Here is a 16,028-nt window from a genome sequence, read left to right on the forward strand (position 1 = left end):
CGTCGCGCGAGGCGGAAAGGCAGGGCGGGCGGCCCGCGTCAGGACGCGCCCTGCTTCTGGCGCCGCAGCGCGGCGAAGTCGGCCTTGCGCTTGCCGAGGAAGGCGCCGATGCCTTCGGCCGCTTCGGCATCCGCCTGCGACTCGACCATGTACACGGCCTCGGCTTCGAGCTGCTCTTCCAGTGTGGCGCGATGTGCCTGGCGGCACAGCGTCTTGATGCGCGCGCTGGCGCGCTGCGGGCCGCCCGCCACCTTGGCCGCGAGCGCGATGGCCTCGGCCAGCGCCGCGCCCTTGTCGGTCAGGCGGTTGACCGCGCCCAGCGCATGCAGGCGCTCGGCCTGCATGCGGTCGCCGGTCAGGCACATCTCGGTGAGCACCTGACGCGAGACGAACTCCGAGAGGAAGGCCGTGGCGCCGCCGTCGGGCGTGAGGCCGACTTTGACGTAGGCGACGGTGAAGAAGGCGTCGCGCGCCGACACCAGCATGTCGCAGGCCAGAGCCATCGACAGGCCCGCGCCGGCGGCGCCGCCTTCGACGGCCGCGATGACGGGCTTGCCGCAATCGCGGATCGCGCGGATGAGGTTGTTCAGGCCTTCGAGCTTCTCGCGGCGTTCGGACGCGGGCAGCTCGCGGCGCTTGGCCAGCAGGTTCAAGTCGCCGCCGGAGGAGAAGAAATCGCCTGCGCCGGTGAAGACGATGGCGCCGACTTCGGGGTCGGCCTGCGCGTCGGCGAGCGCGGCCGAGAGTTCGGCGTACAGCGTCGGCGTGATCGCGTTGCGCGCGGCCGGGTTGCTGTTGGTGAGGATGCGCACGGCACCCTCTTGCGAGATCAGCACGGTCTTGTTTTCGCTCATGCCGTCAGCTCCTTGCCCAGGGCGATATAGCGCTGCAGGTGATGGTCCTCGTCGCCCAGCTGGTGGTCGATCATCACGAGGCGCTTGGCGTAGTGGGGCAGCGGCAGCTCCCATGTCATGCCGATGCCGCCGTGCATCTGGATGCTTTCCTGCGCCACCAGCGCGCCGATGCGGCCGATGCTGAACTTGGCGGCCGACAGCGCGCGCTCGCGCGTCAGGCGGTCGCCGGTGTCGATGGCGGCTGCGGCATTGATGACGGCCGAGCGGGCCTGTTCGATTTCGAGCAGCAGGTCGGCCATGCGGTGCTGCAGCGCCTGGAAGCTGCCGATCAGCGTGCCGAACTGCTTGCGCGTGCGCAGGTATTCGAGCGTCGCGGCCTTGGCCGCTTCCATCGCGCCCACGGCTTCGGCGCACAGCGCGAGCACGCCGCGGCCGATGGCGCGTTCAAGCGTGGCGTAGCCCTGGCCCTCGGCGCCGAGCAGCGCGTCGGCGCCCAGCTTCACGCCGTCGAACGAGAGCTCGGCGACACGGCCGCCGTCGATGGCGGGGCAGCCGCGCACCGATAGGCCAGCCGTCTTCGCGGGCACGAGGAAGAGCGAGATGCCGGCTTCGTCGTCTACGTTGCCCGAGGTGCGGGCCGAGACGAGGAACAGGTCGGCCTGCTCGCCCTGCGGCACGACGGCCTTGGCGCCGTGCAGCACCCAGCCATCGCCGCTGCGCTCGGCCTTGGTCTGCACGCGGGTGCGTTCGTAGTGCGTGTCGGCCTCGTCGTGCGCGAAGGCAGCGACGATCGCGCCGTTGATGATGTCGCCGATCTTTTCCTTCTGCGCATCGGTGCCCGCGGCGCTGATCGCCTCGCCGACCATCACCGCGCCCAGCAGCGGCTCGATCACGAGGCCACGGCCCAGTGCCTCGAAGACCACGGCGATGTCGAAGCCGCCGCCGCCGAAGCCGCCATCGGCCTCGTTGAAGAGGGCACCGATCACGCCGAGCTCGGCGAACTGCTGGAAGATTTCCTTGCTGAACCCGTGCTCCGACTTTGCGATGCGGTCGCGCGCGTCGAAGGCGTACTGCTCGCTGATGAAGCGGTTCAGGCTGTCGGCGAGCATGCGCCGGTCTTCGGTGTGTTCGAAGTTCATGGCATGTCTCCTTACAGACCAAGAATCATCTTGGAGATGATGTTCTTCTGGATTTCGTTCGAGCCGCCGAAGATCGACAGCTTGCGGTTGTTGAAATAGCGCGAGGCGGCGGCCGATGCGTAATCGGGGCCGAAGGTCTCGCCGGTGTAGCCATCCTTCAATGCTTCCGCGATGAAGGGGCGGCCGTAGACGCCCATCGCGCGGCGGGCCAGCGAAGAGATTTCCTGGCGGATCTCGGTGCCGCGAATCTTCAGCATCGAGCTTTCCGCGCCCGGCACGCCGCCGCCTGCCACCGCCGCGATCACGCGCAGGTTGGTGGTCTTCATGTTCTCCAGGTCGATCTCGACGCGGGCCATGCGCGCCGCGAAGGCCGGATCGTCGGCCAGCGGCTTGCCGTTCTTGGTCTGCGTGCCCGCGATGCCCTTCAGCTGTTCGAGCGCGGCCACCGAGAAGCCCACGCCCGCGATGTTGGTGCGCTCGTAGGTCAGCAGGTACTTGGCGCAGGTCCAGCCCTTGTTCTCCTCGCCCACGAGGTTCTCGGCGGGCACGCGCACGTCGGAGAAGAACACCTCGTTGACTTCATGCTCGCCGTCGAGCGTGATGATCGGGCGCACTTCGACACCGGGCGACTCCATGTCGATCAGCAGGAAGCTGATGCCCTCCTGCTTCTTCGCCTCGCGGTTGGTGCGCACCAGGCAGAAGATCATGTTGGCGTGCTGGCCCAGAGTGGTCCAGGTCTTCTGGCCGTTCACGATGAAGTGGTCGCCCTGTGCGTCGATGCCGCGCACGGCGGTGGTCTTCACGGCAGCCAGGTCGGAGCCCGCGCCGGGTTCCGAATAGCCCTGGCACCACCAGTCGGCCCCGTTGAGGATGCGCGGCAGCCAGTAGCTCTTCTGCGCCTCGTTGCCGTACTTGATGAGCACCGGGCCGAGCATGTTCACGCCGAAGGGCACGATGCGCGGCGCGAAGGCCAGCGCGCATTCGTTCTCGAAGATGAACTTCTCCACCGCCGTCCAGCCCGGGCCGCCGTACTGCTCGGGCCAGTGGTTGGCAAGCCAGCCGCGCTCGTTGAGGATGGCGTGCCATTCCTGCATGTCGGCCTTCTCGAGGATCTTGCCGCTGCGCACTTTCTCGGACAGCCGCACCGGCAGCTTCGCGGCCAGGAAGGCGCGCACTTCGCTGCGGAAGGCTTCTTCTTCGGGGGTGAAGTTCAGGTCCATGGCGGACTCCTCAATAGATTTCGAACAGGCCGGCAGCGCCCATGCCGCCGGCGATGCACATCGTGACCACGGCGTACTTGGCGCCGCGGCGCTTGCCTTCGATGAGCACATGGCCCGCGAGGCGCGCGCCGGTCATGCCGAAGGGGTGGCCGATGGAGATCGCGCCGCCGTTCACGTTGAGCAGTTCCGAGGGAATGCCCAGCTTGTCCTGGCAGTAGATCGACTGCGAGGCGAAGGCCTCGTTGAGTTCCCACAGGCCGATGTCCTGCACCTTCAGGCCGTGGCGCGCGAGCAGCTTGGGCACTGCGAACACCGGGCCGATGCCCATCTCGTCGGGCTCGCAGCCGGCCACCGCGAGGCCGCGGAAGGCGCCCAGCGGCTTGATGTTGGCGCGCTCGGCTTCCTTGGCTTCCATCAGCACGCAGGCCGATGCGCCGTCCGACAGCTGCGAGGCGTTGCCGGCGGTGATGAACTTGTCTTCGCCCATCACGGGCTTGAGCTTGGCGAGCGCCTCGTAGGTGGTACCGCGACGGTTGCAGTTGTCTTCCGTGGCGGTCACTTCGCGGTAGGTGACTTCCTTCGTCTCCTTGTCGGTCACCGCCATGGTGGTGGTGCAGGCGACGATCTCGTCCTTGTAGCGGCCGGCGATCTGCGCCTCTTCGGTGCGGCGCTGGCTCTCGGCCGAGAAGCGGTCCTGCGCCTCGCGGCTGATGTTGTAGCGCTTGGCGACGATGTCGGCGGTCTCGATCATCGCCATGTACAGCTCGGGCTTGTGCTCGACGATCCACGGGTCCATGCCGCTGTCACCGCTGTCGGTGGCGCTGCGGGTGCGGATCTGCGAGATGCTTTCGACGCCGCCCGCGATCATGGCCGGCGCGCCGTCCACCACGATGCGACCCGCGGCCATGGCAATGGCCTGCAGGCCCGAGGCGCAGAAGCGGTTCACGGTGGTGCCGGCGATGGAGATCGGCAGGCCGGCGCGGATGATGGCCTGGCGCGCGATGTTGCGGCCGGTGGTGCCTTCGGGATAACCGCAGCCGAGGATGGCGTCTTCGATCAGCGCGGGATCGAGCCCCGAGCGCTCGACGGCCGCCTTCACGGCGAAGGCCGCCAGCGTGGGGCCGGGGGTGATGTTGAATTCGCCGCGGTGCGCCTTGGTGAGCGGGGTGCGGGCGGTGGAAACGATGACGGCTTCACGCATGGGGATGTCTCCTGGACGGCTGACTGGAATGGACTCTGATTACTCGGACTGGTTGAGGCTCGCGAAATCGGCGCCGCGCTCGACCAGCTGCACCAGCAGCGGCGAGGGCTTCCAGAAGATCGGGTCTTCCTTCGCAAACTCCTGGATGTCGGCCAGCACCTTGGGCAGGCCCACGGTGTCGGCGTACTTCATCGGGCCGCCGCGATGGCGCGGGAAGCCGTAGCCGTAGAGGAAGGTCACGTCCACGTCGAGCGGGCGCAGCGCGATGCGCTGGAGCACGACGTTGGCGCCTTCGTTGATCATCGCGGCCATGTAGCGGCGCATGATTTCTTCCTCGGTGAAGGCGCGCGGCTTGATGCCGGCGCGCTCGCGCTCGGCGTCGATGATGGCCAGCACCTCGGGGTCGGGCACGCCGGTGCGCGCGCCCTCGGGGTACAGGTAGTAGCCGCGCTGCGTCTTCTGGCCGAACCAGCCGCGCTCGCAGATGCGGTCGGCCACCTGCACGTAGCGCGCCTTCGGGTCGCGCGTGGCGGCCTTGCGCTTGCGCGTGGCCCAGCCGATGTCGCCGCCCGCGAGGTCGGACACCTGGAAGGGGCCCATGGGGTAGCCGAAGTTGCGCACGGCGGCGTCGATGTCGTAGGGCGATGCGCCGTCTTCCATCATGTGGTCGGCGGCCTGGCGGTACACGGCCAGGATGCGGTTACCGATGAAGCCGTCGCACACGCCGGCGCGCACCGGCACCTTCTTGAGCTTCTTCGCCAGTTCGAAGCCGGTGGCGACCACGTCGGCGCTCACCTTGGCGGGCACCACGATCTCCAGCAGCTTCATGATGTTGGCGGGCGAGAAGAAGTGCAGGCCCACCACGTCCTGCGGACGCGAGATGCTGGCGGCGATCTCGTCGATGTCGAGGTAAGAGGTATTGGTGGCGATCACGGCGCCGCGCTTGCACACGCGGTCGAGCTCGGCGAACACGGCCTTCTTGACGCCCATTTCCTCGAACACGGCTTCGACCACGATGTCGACGTTGGCGAGCGCGTCGTAGCTGGTGGAGCCCGAGAAGCGCGCCATGACGGCTGCCTTTGCCTCGGGCGTCATGCGGCCCTTGGCGATGAGGCCGTCGTACACCTTCTCGACGTTGGCACGGCCGCGCGCGAGTTGCGTGTCGTCGCGCTCGATCATGGTCACGGGCAGGCCCGCGTCCAGCATCGCCACCGCGATGCCCGCGCCCATGGTGCCGCCGCCGACGATGCCGGCGGACTCCAGCGCGCGCGGGCTGGCCGACTTGGTCTCGGGCGCCTTCAGCACTTCGCGCTCGGCGAAGAAGGCGTGGATCAGGCCGGCGCGCTGCGGGCTGTCGATGCACTGCAGGAACAGCTTGCGCTCCAGCGCCATGCCTTCGTCGAAGGGCAGCGTGAGCGCGCCTTCGACGGCCTCGACGATCTTCATCGGCGAGAACAGGCCGCGGCTCTTCTTTGCGGTGTCGGCGCGCGCGGCCTCGAGGGCGGCGCGGCTGGCTTCCTTGTCGGCCAGCGCGCCGGCTTCGCGCGTGCGGCGCACCGGGGCCTTGGCGGCGACCAGTTCATTCGCGTAGGCGAGGCCTTCGACGCGCGCATCGGCTTCGGTGCCGAGGCGGTCGACGAGGCCGAGCGACAGCGCTTCCTTCGCGCCCGCATGGCGGCCACTGAGCATGAGTTCGATGGCGGGCTTCACGCCGATCAGGCGCGGCGCGCGCTGCGTGCCGCCCGAGCCGGGCAGCAGGCCCAGCGCCACTTCGGGCAGGCCCAGCTTCGCGGTGGGCGAGGCGATGCGGTAGTGCGCCGACAGCGCCACTTCGAGGCCGCCACCGAGCGCGGCGCCGTGCATCGCCGCGACGACCGGTTTCGTGCAGTTCTCGATCTTCAGGCACACCTCGGGCAGCGAGGGCGGCTGCGGGGTCTTGCCGAATTCGCGGATGTCGGCACCCGCGATGAAATTGCGGCCGGCGCCGACGATCAGCACAGCCTTGGCGGCGCCATCGGCTTCCGCCGCGTCGATGGCGGCCGCGAGGCCGCGGCGCACATCCACGCCCAGGGCGTTGACGGGCGGGTTGTCGATGGTCACCACGAGCACGTCGCCTAGACGTTCGAAGGTGACGGGACCGGTGGACGTGGAGGGGCTGGGAGTGGTGGTGGCCATGTGCGTGTCGCTTGTCTCTTGCGTTGCGGACCGTGCGGGTCCGAGGCTCTGGGGTGAACCCAGCATTCTTGGCCTGAGGCGCTGCTTTGACAATTGCATAGCCGGTTGACAGACTGTCAAAGGATTTTTGACACAATCGACCCATGGACCTCCAGTCGCTCACCCTGTTGGTGGAAATCCTCGACGCCGGCAACCTGAGCGCGGCCGCGCGGCGGCTCAAGATGACCCGCGCCAACGTCAGCTACCACCTGAACCAGCTGGAGCGTTCGGTGGGCGCGCAACTCGTGCGCCGCACCACCCGCCGCGCCGAGCCGACCGAGATCGGCCTGCGGCTCTACCAGCACGGCATCGCCATCCAGGCCGAACTGCTGGCGGCGCGCGAATCGGTGACCACGCTGGGGCAGGGCCTGCAGGGCCGCGTACGCCTGAGCGTGCCCAGCGGCTACGGGCAGTTGGTCATGGCCGACTGGCTGATCGACTTCAAGCGCCAGTACCCCGGCATCGTGCTCGACGTGGTGTTCGAGAACCGCATCGAGGACCTGCTGCGCGACGAAGTCGACATCGCCATCCGCGTGATTCCGGAGCCGCCGCAGAACCTGGTGGCCCGCGCGATGGGGCCGGTGCGCTACGTGGCCTGCGCCTCGAGCGAGTACGCGGCGAAGAACCCGCTGCCGGTGCAGCTTGACGCGCTGCAGGGCGCGCCGGTGGTCACGGCCGCCGTCATCGGCCGGCAACTGCGCGTGTCGGCCTACCAGGGCGAGACACGGCGCGAGGTGATCCTGGAGCCGACGCTGATCTCGGAAAACTTCCTTTTCCTGCGCCAGGCCATCCTCGCGGGCCTGGGCATCGGCCTGGTGCCCGACTACGTGGTGCAGGAAGACGTGCGCCGCGGCGACGTGGTGACCACGCTCGACGACTGGCGCCTCTCGATCTTCGGCACCCAGATGTTCATGCTCTACATGCCGAACCGCCAGCACACGCGGGCGATCCGGACGTTCATCGATTTCGTGCTGGAGCGAGTGCGGGTGCCGGGCGACGGGCCGGACGTACGGTAGACCCGCGAGACCGGCCGGAGCCTATGCCCGCCGGTCGGTCTCCACGCTCTCGTAATACCGCGACTTGTCCACGTACATCGCCCGGTCCGCGCGTTGCAGCGCGGCTTCCAGCGGCTCGTCGCCGTGGCAGGTGGCGAGCCCGATGGCCAGGTTCAGCGTGTGGCCGCTCTGCCCGGCGTGGAACTGGTTGTTCATTTCCAGCAGCGTGAGGATTCGCTCGCGCATCGCCTCGGCGCCGCGCTCGTCGGTCATGGGCAGCAGCACGGCGAACTCGTCGCCGCCGATGCGCGCGGGCCAGGCCGGCAGGTCGACGGCCTTGTCGAGTACCTCGCCCATGCGGCGCAGCAGCGAGTCGCCGGCGGCGTGGCCTTCCTGGTCGTTGACCTGCTTCAGGCCGTTGAGGTCGATGGCCACGATTGACACGGGCCATGGCCCCTTGCGCGAGAGGCGGTTGAGCTCCTCGGTGTAGTAGGTGCGGTTGCACAGCTGCGTGAGCACGTCGTGCTTGCCGAGGTATTCGAGGTACGCCTCGGCCTTCTTGCGCGCGGTGATGTCGACCAGCGACACCAGCACCAGGTCCCAGGTGTCGAGCCGGTCGTCCTGCACCGCGAACTGCATGTGGATGTTCAGCACCTCGCCAGAGAGCGAGTAGTTGAGCACCTCGCGGTGCTGCACCGTCTTGCCGTTCCACAGGTCCTGCAACTGCTCGGCGAACGACTCCCGCATCTCGTCGCGGAAGATGCGCGAGAGATTGCCCAGCAGCGTGGGCAGGTCGGGCGCGCCGAACATGCGCAGCGTCTCGTGGTTCACGTCGATCACGCGGATCTCCTGCATGCAGCGCGTGACGAAGTCGGGGTGCACCTTGATGAAGGTCGCGAAGTCGGTGATGCCGCGCGAGCGGATGGTTTCCAGCAGCGAACGCACCGCGCTGAAGTCTTCCACCCACAGCGACACCGGCGAGCGGTCGAACAGGCTGCGTGCGTAGATGGCGCTCTCGTCGCGCAGGCGCTGCGCGGCCACGCGCTCGGTGACGTCGTCGAGTGCCACCAGCACGCGGCTCCAGCTGTCCTCGTAGCCGGGCAGCACGCGGGCACGCACGCGCACGTCGAGCCTGCGGCCGTCGAGCGCGTAGTTGACGGTCTCGCTCTCGAAGCTGAGCTGGCCGCGCCAGAGCTGGTCGAGCTCGTGCACCACGGTGGCCGACATGTCGCCGCGGAACACGCGGTCGAGCGCGCCCAGCAGGGTCTGCTCGCTGTCGGCGCCGAAGAGCTTCAGCGTGTGCTGGTTGACCCGCAGCACCTTCAGCAGTGCCATGCAGTCGCTCACCCGCTGCGGATCGGCCTGCAGGTGCGCCACCAGGTCGGTGATGCCCTCGGCGCGCCAGCCGTCGAGCTTGCGCTTGAGCTCGCCGTAGTCCTCGATCCAGAGGGAGACGGGCGCCAGGTCGAACATGGCGTCGAGATCGTCGGCGGACGGCGGAACCGGGTCGGTGCCGGATGCGGGCAGGGCCATCGATGGAGCTTTCTGGAAGGCGGCCGCGGCCGTTGCTGGCCGGTGCCGACGATGTGAGTTCTAAATTATTACTCGTCGTTCGCCGTGCTCAGCGGCTGTAGAGGCCCACCACGCTCTGGCCGCCCAGCGCACGGCCCTTGAGCGCGGCCAGCAGCGCATCGCGGCCCAGGCCGGCCGGCAGGCTGCCGGGCGCCAGCTCGGAGGCGATCACGGTCACCACGTAGTGATGCGGCCGGTCGCCCGCCGGCGGGCACATGCCGCGGTAGGCGGGCGTGCCGGCCACGTTCGGGCCCATGGTGAAGTCGAAGTTGGAGCCCACCGCTCCTTCGCCCGCCTTGAGCTCGCCGCGCTCGGCCGCGATGTTGTAGGCCACCCAGTGCGACACGCCGAGGCCGGCCGCGCCGTCGGGGTCGAACACCAGCACGGCGACCGACTTCGTCTTGGCCGGCAGGTTGCTCCAGGCTACCGGCGGCGAGATGTTCTTGCCGCCGCAGTCGCCCACGCCCGCGTGCTCGGACGGGATGGTGCCGTTGTCGGCGAAGGCGCTCGACGTGACCTTCATGCCCGTGGAGCCCTTGCCGACGGGCGAGGACATGCCCGCGCAGCCCGCCAGGAGGCCGGCCAGGGCGAGCGCCGCCGCGGGCAGGGCCATGGGCGGGAGAGTGCGAAATCGGTTGGTGCAGTTGCGCATGTCTTTTTTTCTCCTGGATGGTTGTCCTGTTCTGTCTTCTCTTCAGTCGGTCGCGCCGGCCCACACGCTGCCGTCCGCCTTCTCGTGCACGGCGGCCGGCGTGAGCCGTGCGCCGCGGCAGGGGCCGCCGACGCACTTGCCGGTGTCGGGCTCGAAGATCGCGCCGTGCCGGGCGCACATCAGGAAGCGGCCTGAACTTTCCAGCACCTGGCCTTCGAAATCAAGCGGGCCGCCCGCATGGGGGCACTGGTTGAGATAGCCGTACACGCCGCCCTGCCAGCGCACGGCGAAGGCCCGGGCGCCGTCGGGCGCGGTGAATAGAGCGGCCAGGCCGCCCTCGGCCAGTGTCGCGGCGATGAGCCGGGGCTCGGTCGTATTCATGCCTGTGCTTGCATTTGTGGTCGGAAGCGAAGCAAACAGTATCTCCTGCGCGCCGGTGCCGGGCAGTCTGCTCGGCCGATCTCGCGTAGGCGAACGGCACGCTTTCTGCTGCAATCGCCGGATGAACGATGCTTCCCCGACCGCCGCCGAGCTGCTGGTGGCGCAGCCGCTGACCTCCCGGGCCTTCGCGCCCTACGGCACCTTGATCGCCGCGCCCGCGGGCGAAGGCCGGCCCATCAACGGCGGCAATGCGCAGCGCTTCGACCTGCTCGACGACCTGCGCCTCGACGCCGAAGGCGGCCGTCCGATGCTGGCGCTGTTCCGCGCGCAGGCACGGCGCTTTCCCCACGAGGTGTCGGAGATGGAGCGCCACGCGCTGGGCAGCCAGACCTTCGTGCCGTTGGGCGACAAGCGCTTCGTGATCGTGGTGGCCCGCGCCGGCGATGCCCCCACCTCGGCACGGCAGCTCGCGGCCTTCGTCACCGACGGACGCCAGGGCGTGGTGCTCGCGCCCGGCACCTGGCATCACGCGCTGCTGGCGGTGGATGCCGGTGACTTCGCGGTGATCGAGCGCGCGGGAAGCGGTGTCGACTGCGACGTCTGCCTGCTTCGGGAGCCGGGCAGCGTGCGGCTCTGAGGCTGCGGCCTCAGCCCGCGATGCGTTGCGCCAGCGCTATCAGCGACCGGTCCGACCCCGCCGGTCCGAGCAGCGAGATGCCCAGCGGCGCGCCGTCGCGCGAGGCCAGCGGCATCGACAGCTGCGGAAAGCCCGCCAGCCCCGCGATGCACAGCATGCGGATCGCGCGGTTGCGGTAGTCCTCCAGCGCGGCCTCGCTGTCGCTGCGCAGCGGGGCGATGTCGGGCATGGACGGCATCAGCAGCACGCCGTCGCTGCCCAGCAGCGAAGCCAGGTGCGTGCGGAACGCGGAGCGGAAGACGCGCGCGGCGGCTACCTGTGCGTCGGTCACTTCCCGCGACCATGCGAAGCGTTCGGCCACGCCCGGTCCCAGCGGCGGGGCGTAGCGTTCGATCAACGGGCCATCGGTGAGCCAGGCCTCGCGCGACTGCAGGTAACGGAAGTTCCAGTACATCGTGTCGAAGGATTCCAGCGCCACCTCGACGCCCTTGGCGGGGCCGAGCGCGCCCTGCACGCTGTCGGCCGCGCCCTTAAGCGCATCGACCGCCGCCGGCACGGCCAGCGCCCAGACATCGTCGGGGCGCAGCAGCCGCACGCGTTCGGGCAGCGGCGCCGCGTCGGCACCCAGCAGCACGTCGGCCACGCGCGCGAAGGTGCCGATGTCGCGCGCGAACCAGCCGCAGGTGTCGAAGCTGGGCGCGAGGTCGAGCGCGCCTTCGAGGCTCACGCGCCCGTGCGTGGGGCGCAGCCCGTACAGGCCGCAGTGGTTGGCCGGCGCGCGCACCGAGCCGCCGGTGTCGGTGCCCAGCGCGAAGTCGCAGAGGTTCGACGACACGGCCGAGGCCGAGCCCGACGATGAGCCGCCCGTGATGCGCGAGGGCGCACCGCCGTTGACCGGCGCGCCGAAGTGCGCGTTGTTGCCGTTCATCGAGAACGCGAGCTCGTCGGTCACGGTCTTGCCGACGAAGCGCGCGCCGGCATCGAGCAGCTTCTGCACGGTCGGCGCGGTGCGCGTCTTGATGCCCGACATCGCCAGCACGATCGGGTTGCCGCCGCCCGTGGGGTAGCCGGCCACGTCGAACAGGTCCTTCGCGGCGAAGCTCAGGTCGGCCAGCGGGCCGGTCGTGGCGCGCGGCACCGGTGCGTCGGGGTACGGAACGAAGGCGTGGGCGGGGTCGTGCAGGGGCATGGCGATGGGTGTCGGATGATGAGTTGTCTTTGTCCGTCAGGCGACGAGCACCGGAGCGATGGCCGCTGCCGCGTCGGTGTGGATGCAGCGCGCGCGGTGGTTCGACGCCAGCTCGACCACCGGCGGCTGGGCCGCGCGGCAGGCGTCGCTAGCGAGCGCGCAGCGTTCGGCGAAGGCACAGCCGGGCGGCAGCGCCGACAGGTCGGGCGGCGCGCCGCCGATGGTCTCGAGCCGCGTGCCGCGCGCCAGCGCGCCGTGCGCACGGCTCTTGAGCAGCGCGATGGTGTACGGATGGCGCGGCGAGCGGATCAGCTCGCGCGCGGTGCCTTCCTCGACGATGCGCCCCGCGTACATCACGGCGATGCGGTCGGCCACTTCCACCGCTGCGCCGATGTCGTGTGTGACGAAGATCACCGACAGCCCCAGGTCGCGCTGCAGTTCGCGCAGCAGCAACAGGATCTGGATCTGCACCGTGGCGTCGAGCGCAGTGGTGGGCTCGTCGGCCAGCAGCAGCCGGGGGTTGCATGCGAGCGCGAGCGCGATCATGGCGCGCTGGCGCATGCCGCCCGACATCTCGTGCGGATAGGCCTGCAGGCGCCGCTCGGGGCTCGGTATGCGCACGCGCTCGAACAGCGCCAGCGCGCGCTGCTGGGCCTCGGCCTGCGTGACGGACTCATGCCGGCGGATCGACTCGACGATCTGCGCGCCCACCGGATACACCGGGTCGAGCGCCAGCAGCGGCTCCTGGAAGATCATCGACGCGACCTTGCCGCGGAAGTCGGCCAGCTCGCGCTGCGACATCGCGAGCACGTCGCGGCCCGCCACCTGCACCGTGCCGCCCATGCGGGTGCGGCGCTCGGGGTGCAGGCGCAGCAGGGTGCGCATGGTCACGCTCTTGCCGGAGCCCGACTCGCCGATCAGCGCGACGACCTCGCCGCGCTTCACTTCGAGGCTCACGCCGCTGACGGCATGCACCGGCTTGCGGCCGCCGGCGAAGGTGACGCTGAGGTCGCGCAGGCGGACCATGGGTTCGTCGTCGTTCATGGGCGTCGTCATGCCGCTTCCCTCTGTGCCTCGGCCGCCATCGGATGCCCGCTGCCGGGCTCGTGGATGAGGCAGCTCACCGCGTGCTGCGAACCTGTGGCGATGCGTTCGGGCACCACCTTGCCGCACACCGGCGCGGCCAGCGCGCAGCGCGGATGAAAGCGGCAGCCCGAAGGCGGGTTGATCGGGTTCGGCGGATCGCCCGCGAGCGCCGCCTCCTCGGTGCGGTGGTCGGGGTCCATCGAGGGCATGGAGGACAGCAGCGCGCGCGTGTAGGGATGCGCGGGCTGGTCGTAGAGCGCGTCGGCCGGGCCGATCTCGGCCACCTGGCCCAGGTACATCACCATGACGCGGTCGCTCACGTAGCGCACCACGTTGAGGTCGTGGCTGATGAACACGTAGGTCAGGCCGAACTCGGCCTTCAGGTCGAGCAGCAGGTTGATGACCTGCGCTTCCACCGACTTGTCGAGCGCGGAGACGGCCTCGTCGAGGATCACCATGCGCGGCTGCAGCGCCAGCGCCCGCGCAATGTTCACGCGCTGCCGCTGGCCGCCCGAGAGCTCGTGCGGATAGCGTTCGGCAAAGCGCTGGGGCGACAGGCCCACGCGGCCGAGCAGGTCGCGCGCCCGTGCCACCGATTCGCGCCGCGGCACGCCGTGCACCTGCGGGCCGAAGGCGATCGAGTCCTCGATGGTCAGGCGCGGGTTCAGCGAGGCATAGCTGTCCTGGAACACCATCTGCACCTGGCGGCGGAACTCCTTCAGCGGCAGATCGCGGCCGCCGACCTCGCGGCCGTCGAACACGACCTCGCCGCGCGTGGGTTCGATCAGCTGCATCAGCAGGCGCGCGGTGGTCGACTTGCCGCAGCCCGACTCGCCGACCACGCCGAGCGTCTCGCCCTTGAGCACTTCGAAGTCCACGCCGTCGACCGCGCGCACCACGCCGCCGCCGCGGCCGAGCGGGTCTTTCTTCAGGGGGAAGTGCTTGACCAGGCCCTTGATCGTCAGCAGCGGCTGGGCCGGCCCGCCGATGTCCTCGAGTGCGTCCATTGCCTTGCCTCAGCCCTTGTTGTCCATGGCGGCGCGCAGCCCGTCGGACAGGATGTTGAAGGAGATCGAGGTGATGAAGATCATCACGCCCGGCAGCGCCGCGACCCACGGCTGCACGTAGATCGCGGTGCGCAGCGTGTTGAGCATCAGCCCCCACTCGGGCTCCGGCGGCTTCACGCCCAGGCCGAGGAAAGAGAGGCCCGAGGCCAGGATCATCGACACCGCGATCAGGCTGGTGGCGTACACGAAGATTGGCCCGAGCACGTTGCCCAGCACGTGCACGCGCACGATGGTGAAGGGCCCCGCGCCCGAGGCGCGCGCCGCCTCCACGTAGTCGCGGTTGCGCACCTGGGTGGTCACGCTCTCGGCCACCCGCGCGATCTGCGGGATGAAGACGATGGTCAGCGAGATCAGCGAATTGACCACCCCCGCACCCAGCGCGCCCGACAGCGCGATGGCCAGCAGCACCGACGGGAAGGCGTAGAACACGTCGATGGTGCGCATGATGAGCGTGTTGGTCAGCCCGCCCGCGTAGCCCGCGACGATGCCGATGACCGTGCCCAGCACGAAGGCGCACAGCACCGGCGTGATGCCGATGAAGAGCGACAGCCGCGCGCCGACGATGAGGCGCGAGAGCATGTCGCGGCCCAGCTCGTCGCTGCCCAGGGGCAGGCCCTCGGTGCCGATGGGCTTGAGCCGCTTGAGCATCGACGACTGGTACGGGTCGGCCGGCGCGAGCCACGGCCCGAGGATCGCGAGCGCGATCAGCAGCAGCACGACGACCGCCGCGCCGACGGCCACCGGGTCGCGGCGGAAGCGCAGCCAGACCGAGGCCCAGTAGCCGCGCGAGCGCTGGGCCGGCAGCGGCTCGACGGCCGCGGCGATGGAGGAGGGGGCGAGCACGGAGGACATGGTCGATCTGGTCTTTCAGGCCCGGGCGATGCGCGGGTCGAGCAGGGTCTGCAGCACGTCGACCAGCAGGTTGAGCACGACGAAGAACAGCGCCAGCACCAGGATCGTGCCCTGCAGCAGCGGCAGGTCGCGCTGGAAGATGGCCGAGTTCAGCAGGAAGCCGGTGCCCGGCCAGGAGAACACCGTCTCGATGAGGATCGAGCCGCCGAGCAGGTAGCCCAGTTGCAGCCCCATCACCGCCAGCGCCGTGGGCGCGGCGTTCTTCACCATGTGGCGGAACACGCCGAAGTGCGTGAGCCCCTTGGCGCGCAGGCCGACGATGAACTCCTGCTCGAGGATCTCGGCCACCAGCGCGCGCACCGTGCGCGCGATGATGCCCATCGGGATCACCGACATCGTGATCGCGGGCAGCAGCAGGAACTGCAGGTGCGCCCAGTCCCAGGCCCAGTCGTCCGAGCCGCTGGGGCCCGCGCCCGTTGCCGGCAGCCACATGAGCTGCGACGAGAACACGATCACCATCACCATGCCCAGCCAGTAGTGCGGCACGCTCACGCCGAGCACCGAGAACATCGAGGCCAGCCGGTCGAGCCAGGAGCCGCGGAAGTAGCCAGCGACGAAGCCGAACAGGCTGCCCAGCACGAAGCCGATGAAGGTGGCCACCACCGCGAGCCGCAGCGTGTTGCCCACGGCGGTGAACACCTCGGAGGCCACCGCGCGGTTGCTGGCGATGGACACGCCCAGGTCGCCGTGCAGCGCGCGCCACAGCCACATCGCGAACTGCTCGGGCAGCGAGCGGTTGAAGCCGTACAGCTCGCGCAGCTGCGCCTGCAGCTCGGCGGAGGCATCGGGCGGCAGTATCGACACCAGCGGATCGCCGGGTGCGATGTGCACGAGCAGGAAGCACACGAGGGCCACGCCGATCATGATCGGCACGGCATAGATCACGCGGCGCAGGAGGTAGGCGAGCAT

At 69.5% G+C, this 16,028-nt stretch carries 15 protein-coding genes; 2 read left to right on the forward strand and 13 right to left on the reverse strand.

All coding sequences use genetic code 11. The features are described 5' to 3' along the window. Positions 1 to 38: 38 nt before the first annotated feature. Genes EJP69_RS08740 through EJP69_RS08760 form a run of 5 tightly spaced genes read right to left on the reverse strand, consistent with a single transcriptional unit; the run spans position 39 to position 6,589 of the window. Positions 39 to 854: an oxepin-CoA hydrolase, alternative type gene (locus EJP69_RS08740; RefSeq protein WP_126469472.1), complete on the reverse strand. Its 816-nt coding sequence runs from the start codon at positions 852 to 854 to the stop codon at positions 39 to 41. Beyond that, a complete protein-coding gene (locus EJP69_RS08745; protein WP_126469474.1) occupies positions 851 to 1,993 on the reverse strand; it encodes an acyl-CoA dehydrogenase family protein in 1,143 nt (380 codons plus the stop codon). Before EJP69_RS08745 ends, EJP69_RS08740 begins: the two co-directional genes overlap by 4 nt. An 11-nt stretch (positions 1,994 to 2,004) precedes the next feature. Next, positions 2,005 to 3,213, reverse strand: coding sequence for an acyl-CoA dehydrogenase family protein (locus EJP69_RS08750; RefSeq protein ID WP_126469476.1), 1,209 nt, complete (start codon positions 3,211 to 3,213; stop codon positions 2,005 to 2,007). Between the two features lie 10 nt (positions 3,214 to 3,223). Beyond that, positions 3,224 to 4,414 (reverse strand): acetyl-CoA C-acyltransferase, encoded by a 1,191-nt coding sequence (locus EJP69_RS08755; RefSeq protein ID WP_126469478.1) that lies wholly within the window; start codon positions 4,412 to 4,414, stop codon positions 3,224 to 3,226. A 39-nt stretch (positions 4,415 to 4,453) separates the two neighbouring features. Beyond that, positions 4,454 to 6,589, reverse strand: a complete 2,136-nt coding sequence (locus EJP69_RS08760; RefSeq protein WP_126469480.1) for a 3-hydroxyacyl-CoA dehydrogenase NAD-binding domain-containing protein — start codon at positions 6,587 to 6,589, stop codon at positions 4,454 to 4,456. Positions 6,590 to 6,732: 143 nt separating this feature from the next. Between EJP69_RS08760 and EJP69_RS08765 the strand changes: the two genes are divergently transcribed. Beyond that, complete coding sequence (locus tag EJP69_RS08765) at positions 6,733 to 7,644, forward strand: LysR family transcriptional regulator (RefSeq protein ID WP_126469482.1); 912 nt, start codon at positions 6,733 to 6,735, stop codon at positions 7,642 to 7,644. A 21-nt stretch (positions 7,645 to 7,665) separates the two neighbouring features. Here the strand turns inward: EJP69_RS08765 and EJP69_RS08770 are convergent, their stop codons facing one another. The 3 genes from EJP69_RS08770 to EJP69_RS08780 all read right to left on the reverse strand — a co-directional run bounded on the left by EJP69_RS08770 (position 7,666) and on the right by EJP69_RS08780 (position 10,228). Then, a complete protein-coding gene (locus EJP69_RS08770; protein ID WP_206169304.1) occupies positions 7,666 to 9,156 on the reverse strand; it encodes a sensor domain-containing diguanylate cyclase in 1,491 nt (496 codons plus the stop codon). Between the two features lie 88 nt (positions 9,157 to 9,244). After that, entirely contained in the window at positions 9,245 to 9,808 is a 564-nt protein-coding gene (locus EJP69_RS08775; RefSeq protein WP_093197273.1) for a YbhB/YbcL family Raf kinase inhibitor-like protein, read from the reverse strand. Between the two features lie 81 nt (positions 9,809 to 9,889). Further along, positions 9,890 to 10,228, reverse strand: coding sequence for a Rieske (2Fe-2S) protein (locus EJP69_RS08780; RefSeq protein ID WP_093197141.1), 339 nt, complete (start codon positions 10,226 to 10,228; stop codon positions 9,890 to 9,892). A 121-nt stretch (positions 10,229 to 10,349) separates the two neighbouring features. Here EJP69_RS08780 and EJP69_RS08785 point away from each other — a divergent pair, with 121 nt between their 5' ends. Further along, complete coding sequence (locus EJP69_RS08785; protein ID WP_126469484.1) at positions 10,350 to 10,865, forward strand: ureidoglycolate lyase; 516 nt, start codon at positions 10,350 to 10,352, stop codon at positions 10,863 to 10,865. Between the two features lie 10 nt (positions 10,866 to 10,875). Here the strand turns inward: EJP69_RS08785 and EJP69_RS08790 are convergent, their stop codons facing one another. The 5 genes from EJP69_RS08790 to EJP69_RS08810 are packed head-to-tail and all read right to left on the reverse strand — an operon-like array spanning position 10,876 to position 16,028. Then, positions 10,876 to 12,054, reverse strand: coding sequence for an amidase (locus EJP69_RS08790; RefSeq protein WP_126469486.1), 1,179 nt, complete (start codon positions 12,052 to 12,054; stop codon positions 10,876 to 10,878). A 36-nt stretch (positions 12,055 to 12,090) separates the two neighbouring features. After that, on the reverse strand, positions 12,091 to 13,110 hold the full coding sequence (locus EJP69_RS08795) for an ABC transporter ATP-binding protein (protein ID WP_240652094.1): 1,020 nt from the start codon (positions 13,108 to 13,110) through the stop codon (positions 12,091 to 12,093). Then, positions 13,107 to 14,147: an ABC transporter ATP-binding protein gene (locus EJP69_RS08800; protein ID WP_126469488.1), complete on the reverse strand. Its 1,041-nt coding sequence runs from the start codon at positions 14,145 to 14,147 to the stop codon at positions 13,107 to 13,109. The genes EJP69_RS08795 and EJP69_RS08800 overlap by 4 nt, the downstream gene beginning before the upstream one ends. Positions 14,148 to 14,156: 9 nt before the next feature. Next, positions 14,157 to 15,059, reverse strand: coding sequence for an ABC transporter permease (locus tag EJP69_RS08805; RefSeq protein ID WP_126469490.1), 903 nt, complete (start codon positions 15,057 to 15,059; stop codon positions 14,157 to 14,159). 15 nt (positions 15,060 to 15,074) lie between these two features. Further along, positions 15,075 to 16,028 (reverse strand): ABC transporter permease, encoded by a 954-nt coding sequence (locus EJP69_RS08810; protein ID WP_093197130.1) that lies wholly within the window; start codon positions 16,026 to 16,028, stop codon positions 15,075 to 15,077.

Source organism: Variovorax gossypii (assembly GCF_003965815.1).
Lineage (GTDB): Bacteria > Pseudomonadota > Gammaproteobacteria > Burkholderiales > Burkholderiaceae_C > Variovorax > Variovorax gossypii.

What these genes read in the sequence shown, in the direction of transcription:
- EJP69_RS08740 (WP_126469472.1), bottom strand. Translation starts at nt 854, where the DNA reads ATGAGCGAAAACAAGACCGTGCTGATCTCGCAAGAGGGTGCCGTGCGC.
- EJP69_RS08745 (WP_126469474.1), bottom strand. Translation starts at nt 1,993, where the DNA reads ATGAACTTCGAACACACCGAAGACCGGCGCATGCTCGCCGACAGCCTG.
- EJP69_RS08750 (WP_126469476.1), bottom strand. Translation starts at nt 3,213, where the DNA reads ATGGACCTGAACTTCACCCCCGAAGAAGAAGCCTTCCGCAGCGAAGTG.
- EJP69_RS08755 (WP_126469478.1), bottom strand. Translation starts at nt 4,414, where the DNA reads ATGCGTGAAGCCGTCATCGTTTCCACCGCCCGCACCCCGCTCACCAAG.
- EJP69_RS08760 (WP_126469480.1), bottom strand. Translation starts at nt 6,589, where the DNA reads ATGGCCACCACCACTCCCAGCCCCTCCACGTCCACCGGTCCCGTCACC.
- EJP69_RS08765 (WP_126469482.1), top strand. Translation starts at nt 6,733, where the DNA reads ATGGACCTCCAGTCGCTCACCCTGTTGGTGGAAATCCTCGACGCCGGC.
- EJP69_RS08770 (WP_206169304.1), bottom strand. Translation starts at nt 9,156, where the DNA reads ATGGCCCTGCCCGCATCCGGCACCGACCCGGTTCCGCCGTCCGCCGAC.
- EJP69_RS08775 (WP_093197273.1), bottom strand. Translation starts at nt 9,808, where the DNA reads ATGGCCCTGCCCGCGGCGGCGCTCGCCCTGGCCGGCCTCCTGGCGGGC.
- EJP69_RS08780 (WP_093197141.1), bottom strand. Translation starts at nt 10,228, where the DNA reads ATGAATACGACCGAGCCCCGGCTCATCGCCGCGACACTGGCCGAGGGC.
- EJP69_RS08785 (WP_126469484.1), top strand. Translation starts at nt 10,350, where the DNA reads ATGAACGATGCTTCCCCGACCGCCGCCGAGCTGCTGGTGGCGCAGCCG.
- EJP69_RS08790 (WP_126469486.1), bottom strand. Translation starts at nt 12,054, where the DNA reads ATGCCCCTGCACGACCCCGCCCACGCCTTCGTTCCGTACCCCGACGCA.
- EJP69_RS08795 (WP_240652094.1), bottom strand. Translation starts at nt 13,110, where the DNA reads ATGACGACGCCCATGAACGACGACGAACCCATGGTCCGCCTGCGCGAC.
- EJP69_RS08800 (WP_126469488.1), bottom strand. Translation starts at nt 14,147, where the DNA reads ATGGACGCACTCGAGGACATCGGCGGGCCGGCCCAGCCGCTGCTGACG.
- EJP69_RS08805 (WP_126469490.1), bottom strand. Translation starts at nt 15,059, where the DNA reads ATGTCCTCCGTGCTCGCCCCCTCCTCCATCGCCGCGGCCGTCGAGCCG.
- EJP69_RS08810 (WP_093197130.1), bottom strand. Translation starts at nt 16,028, where the DNA reads ATGCTCGCCTACCTCCTGCGCCGCGTGATCTATGCCGTGCCGATCATG.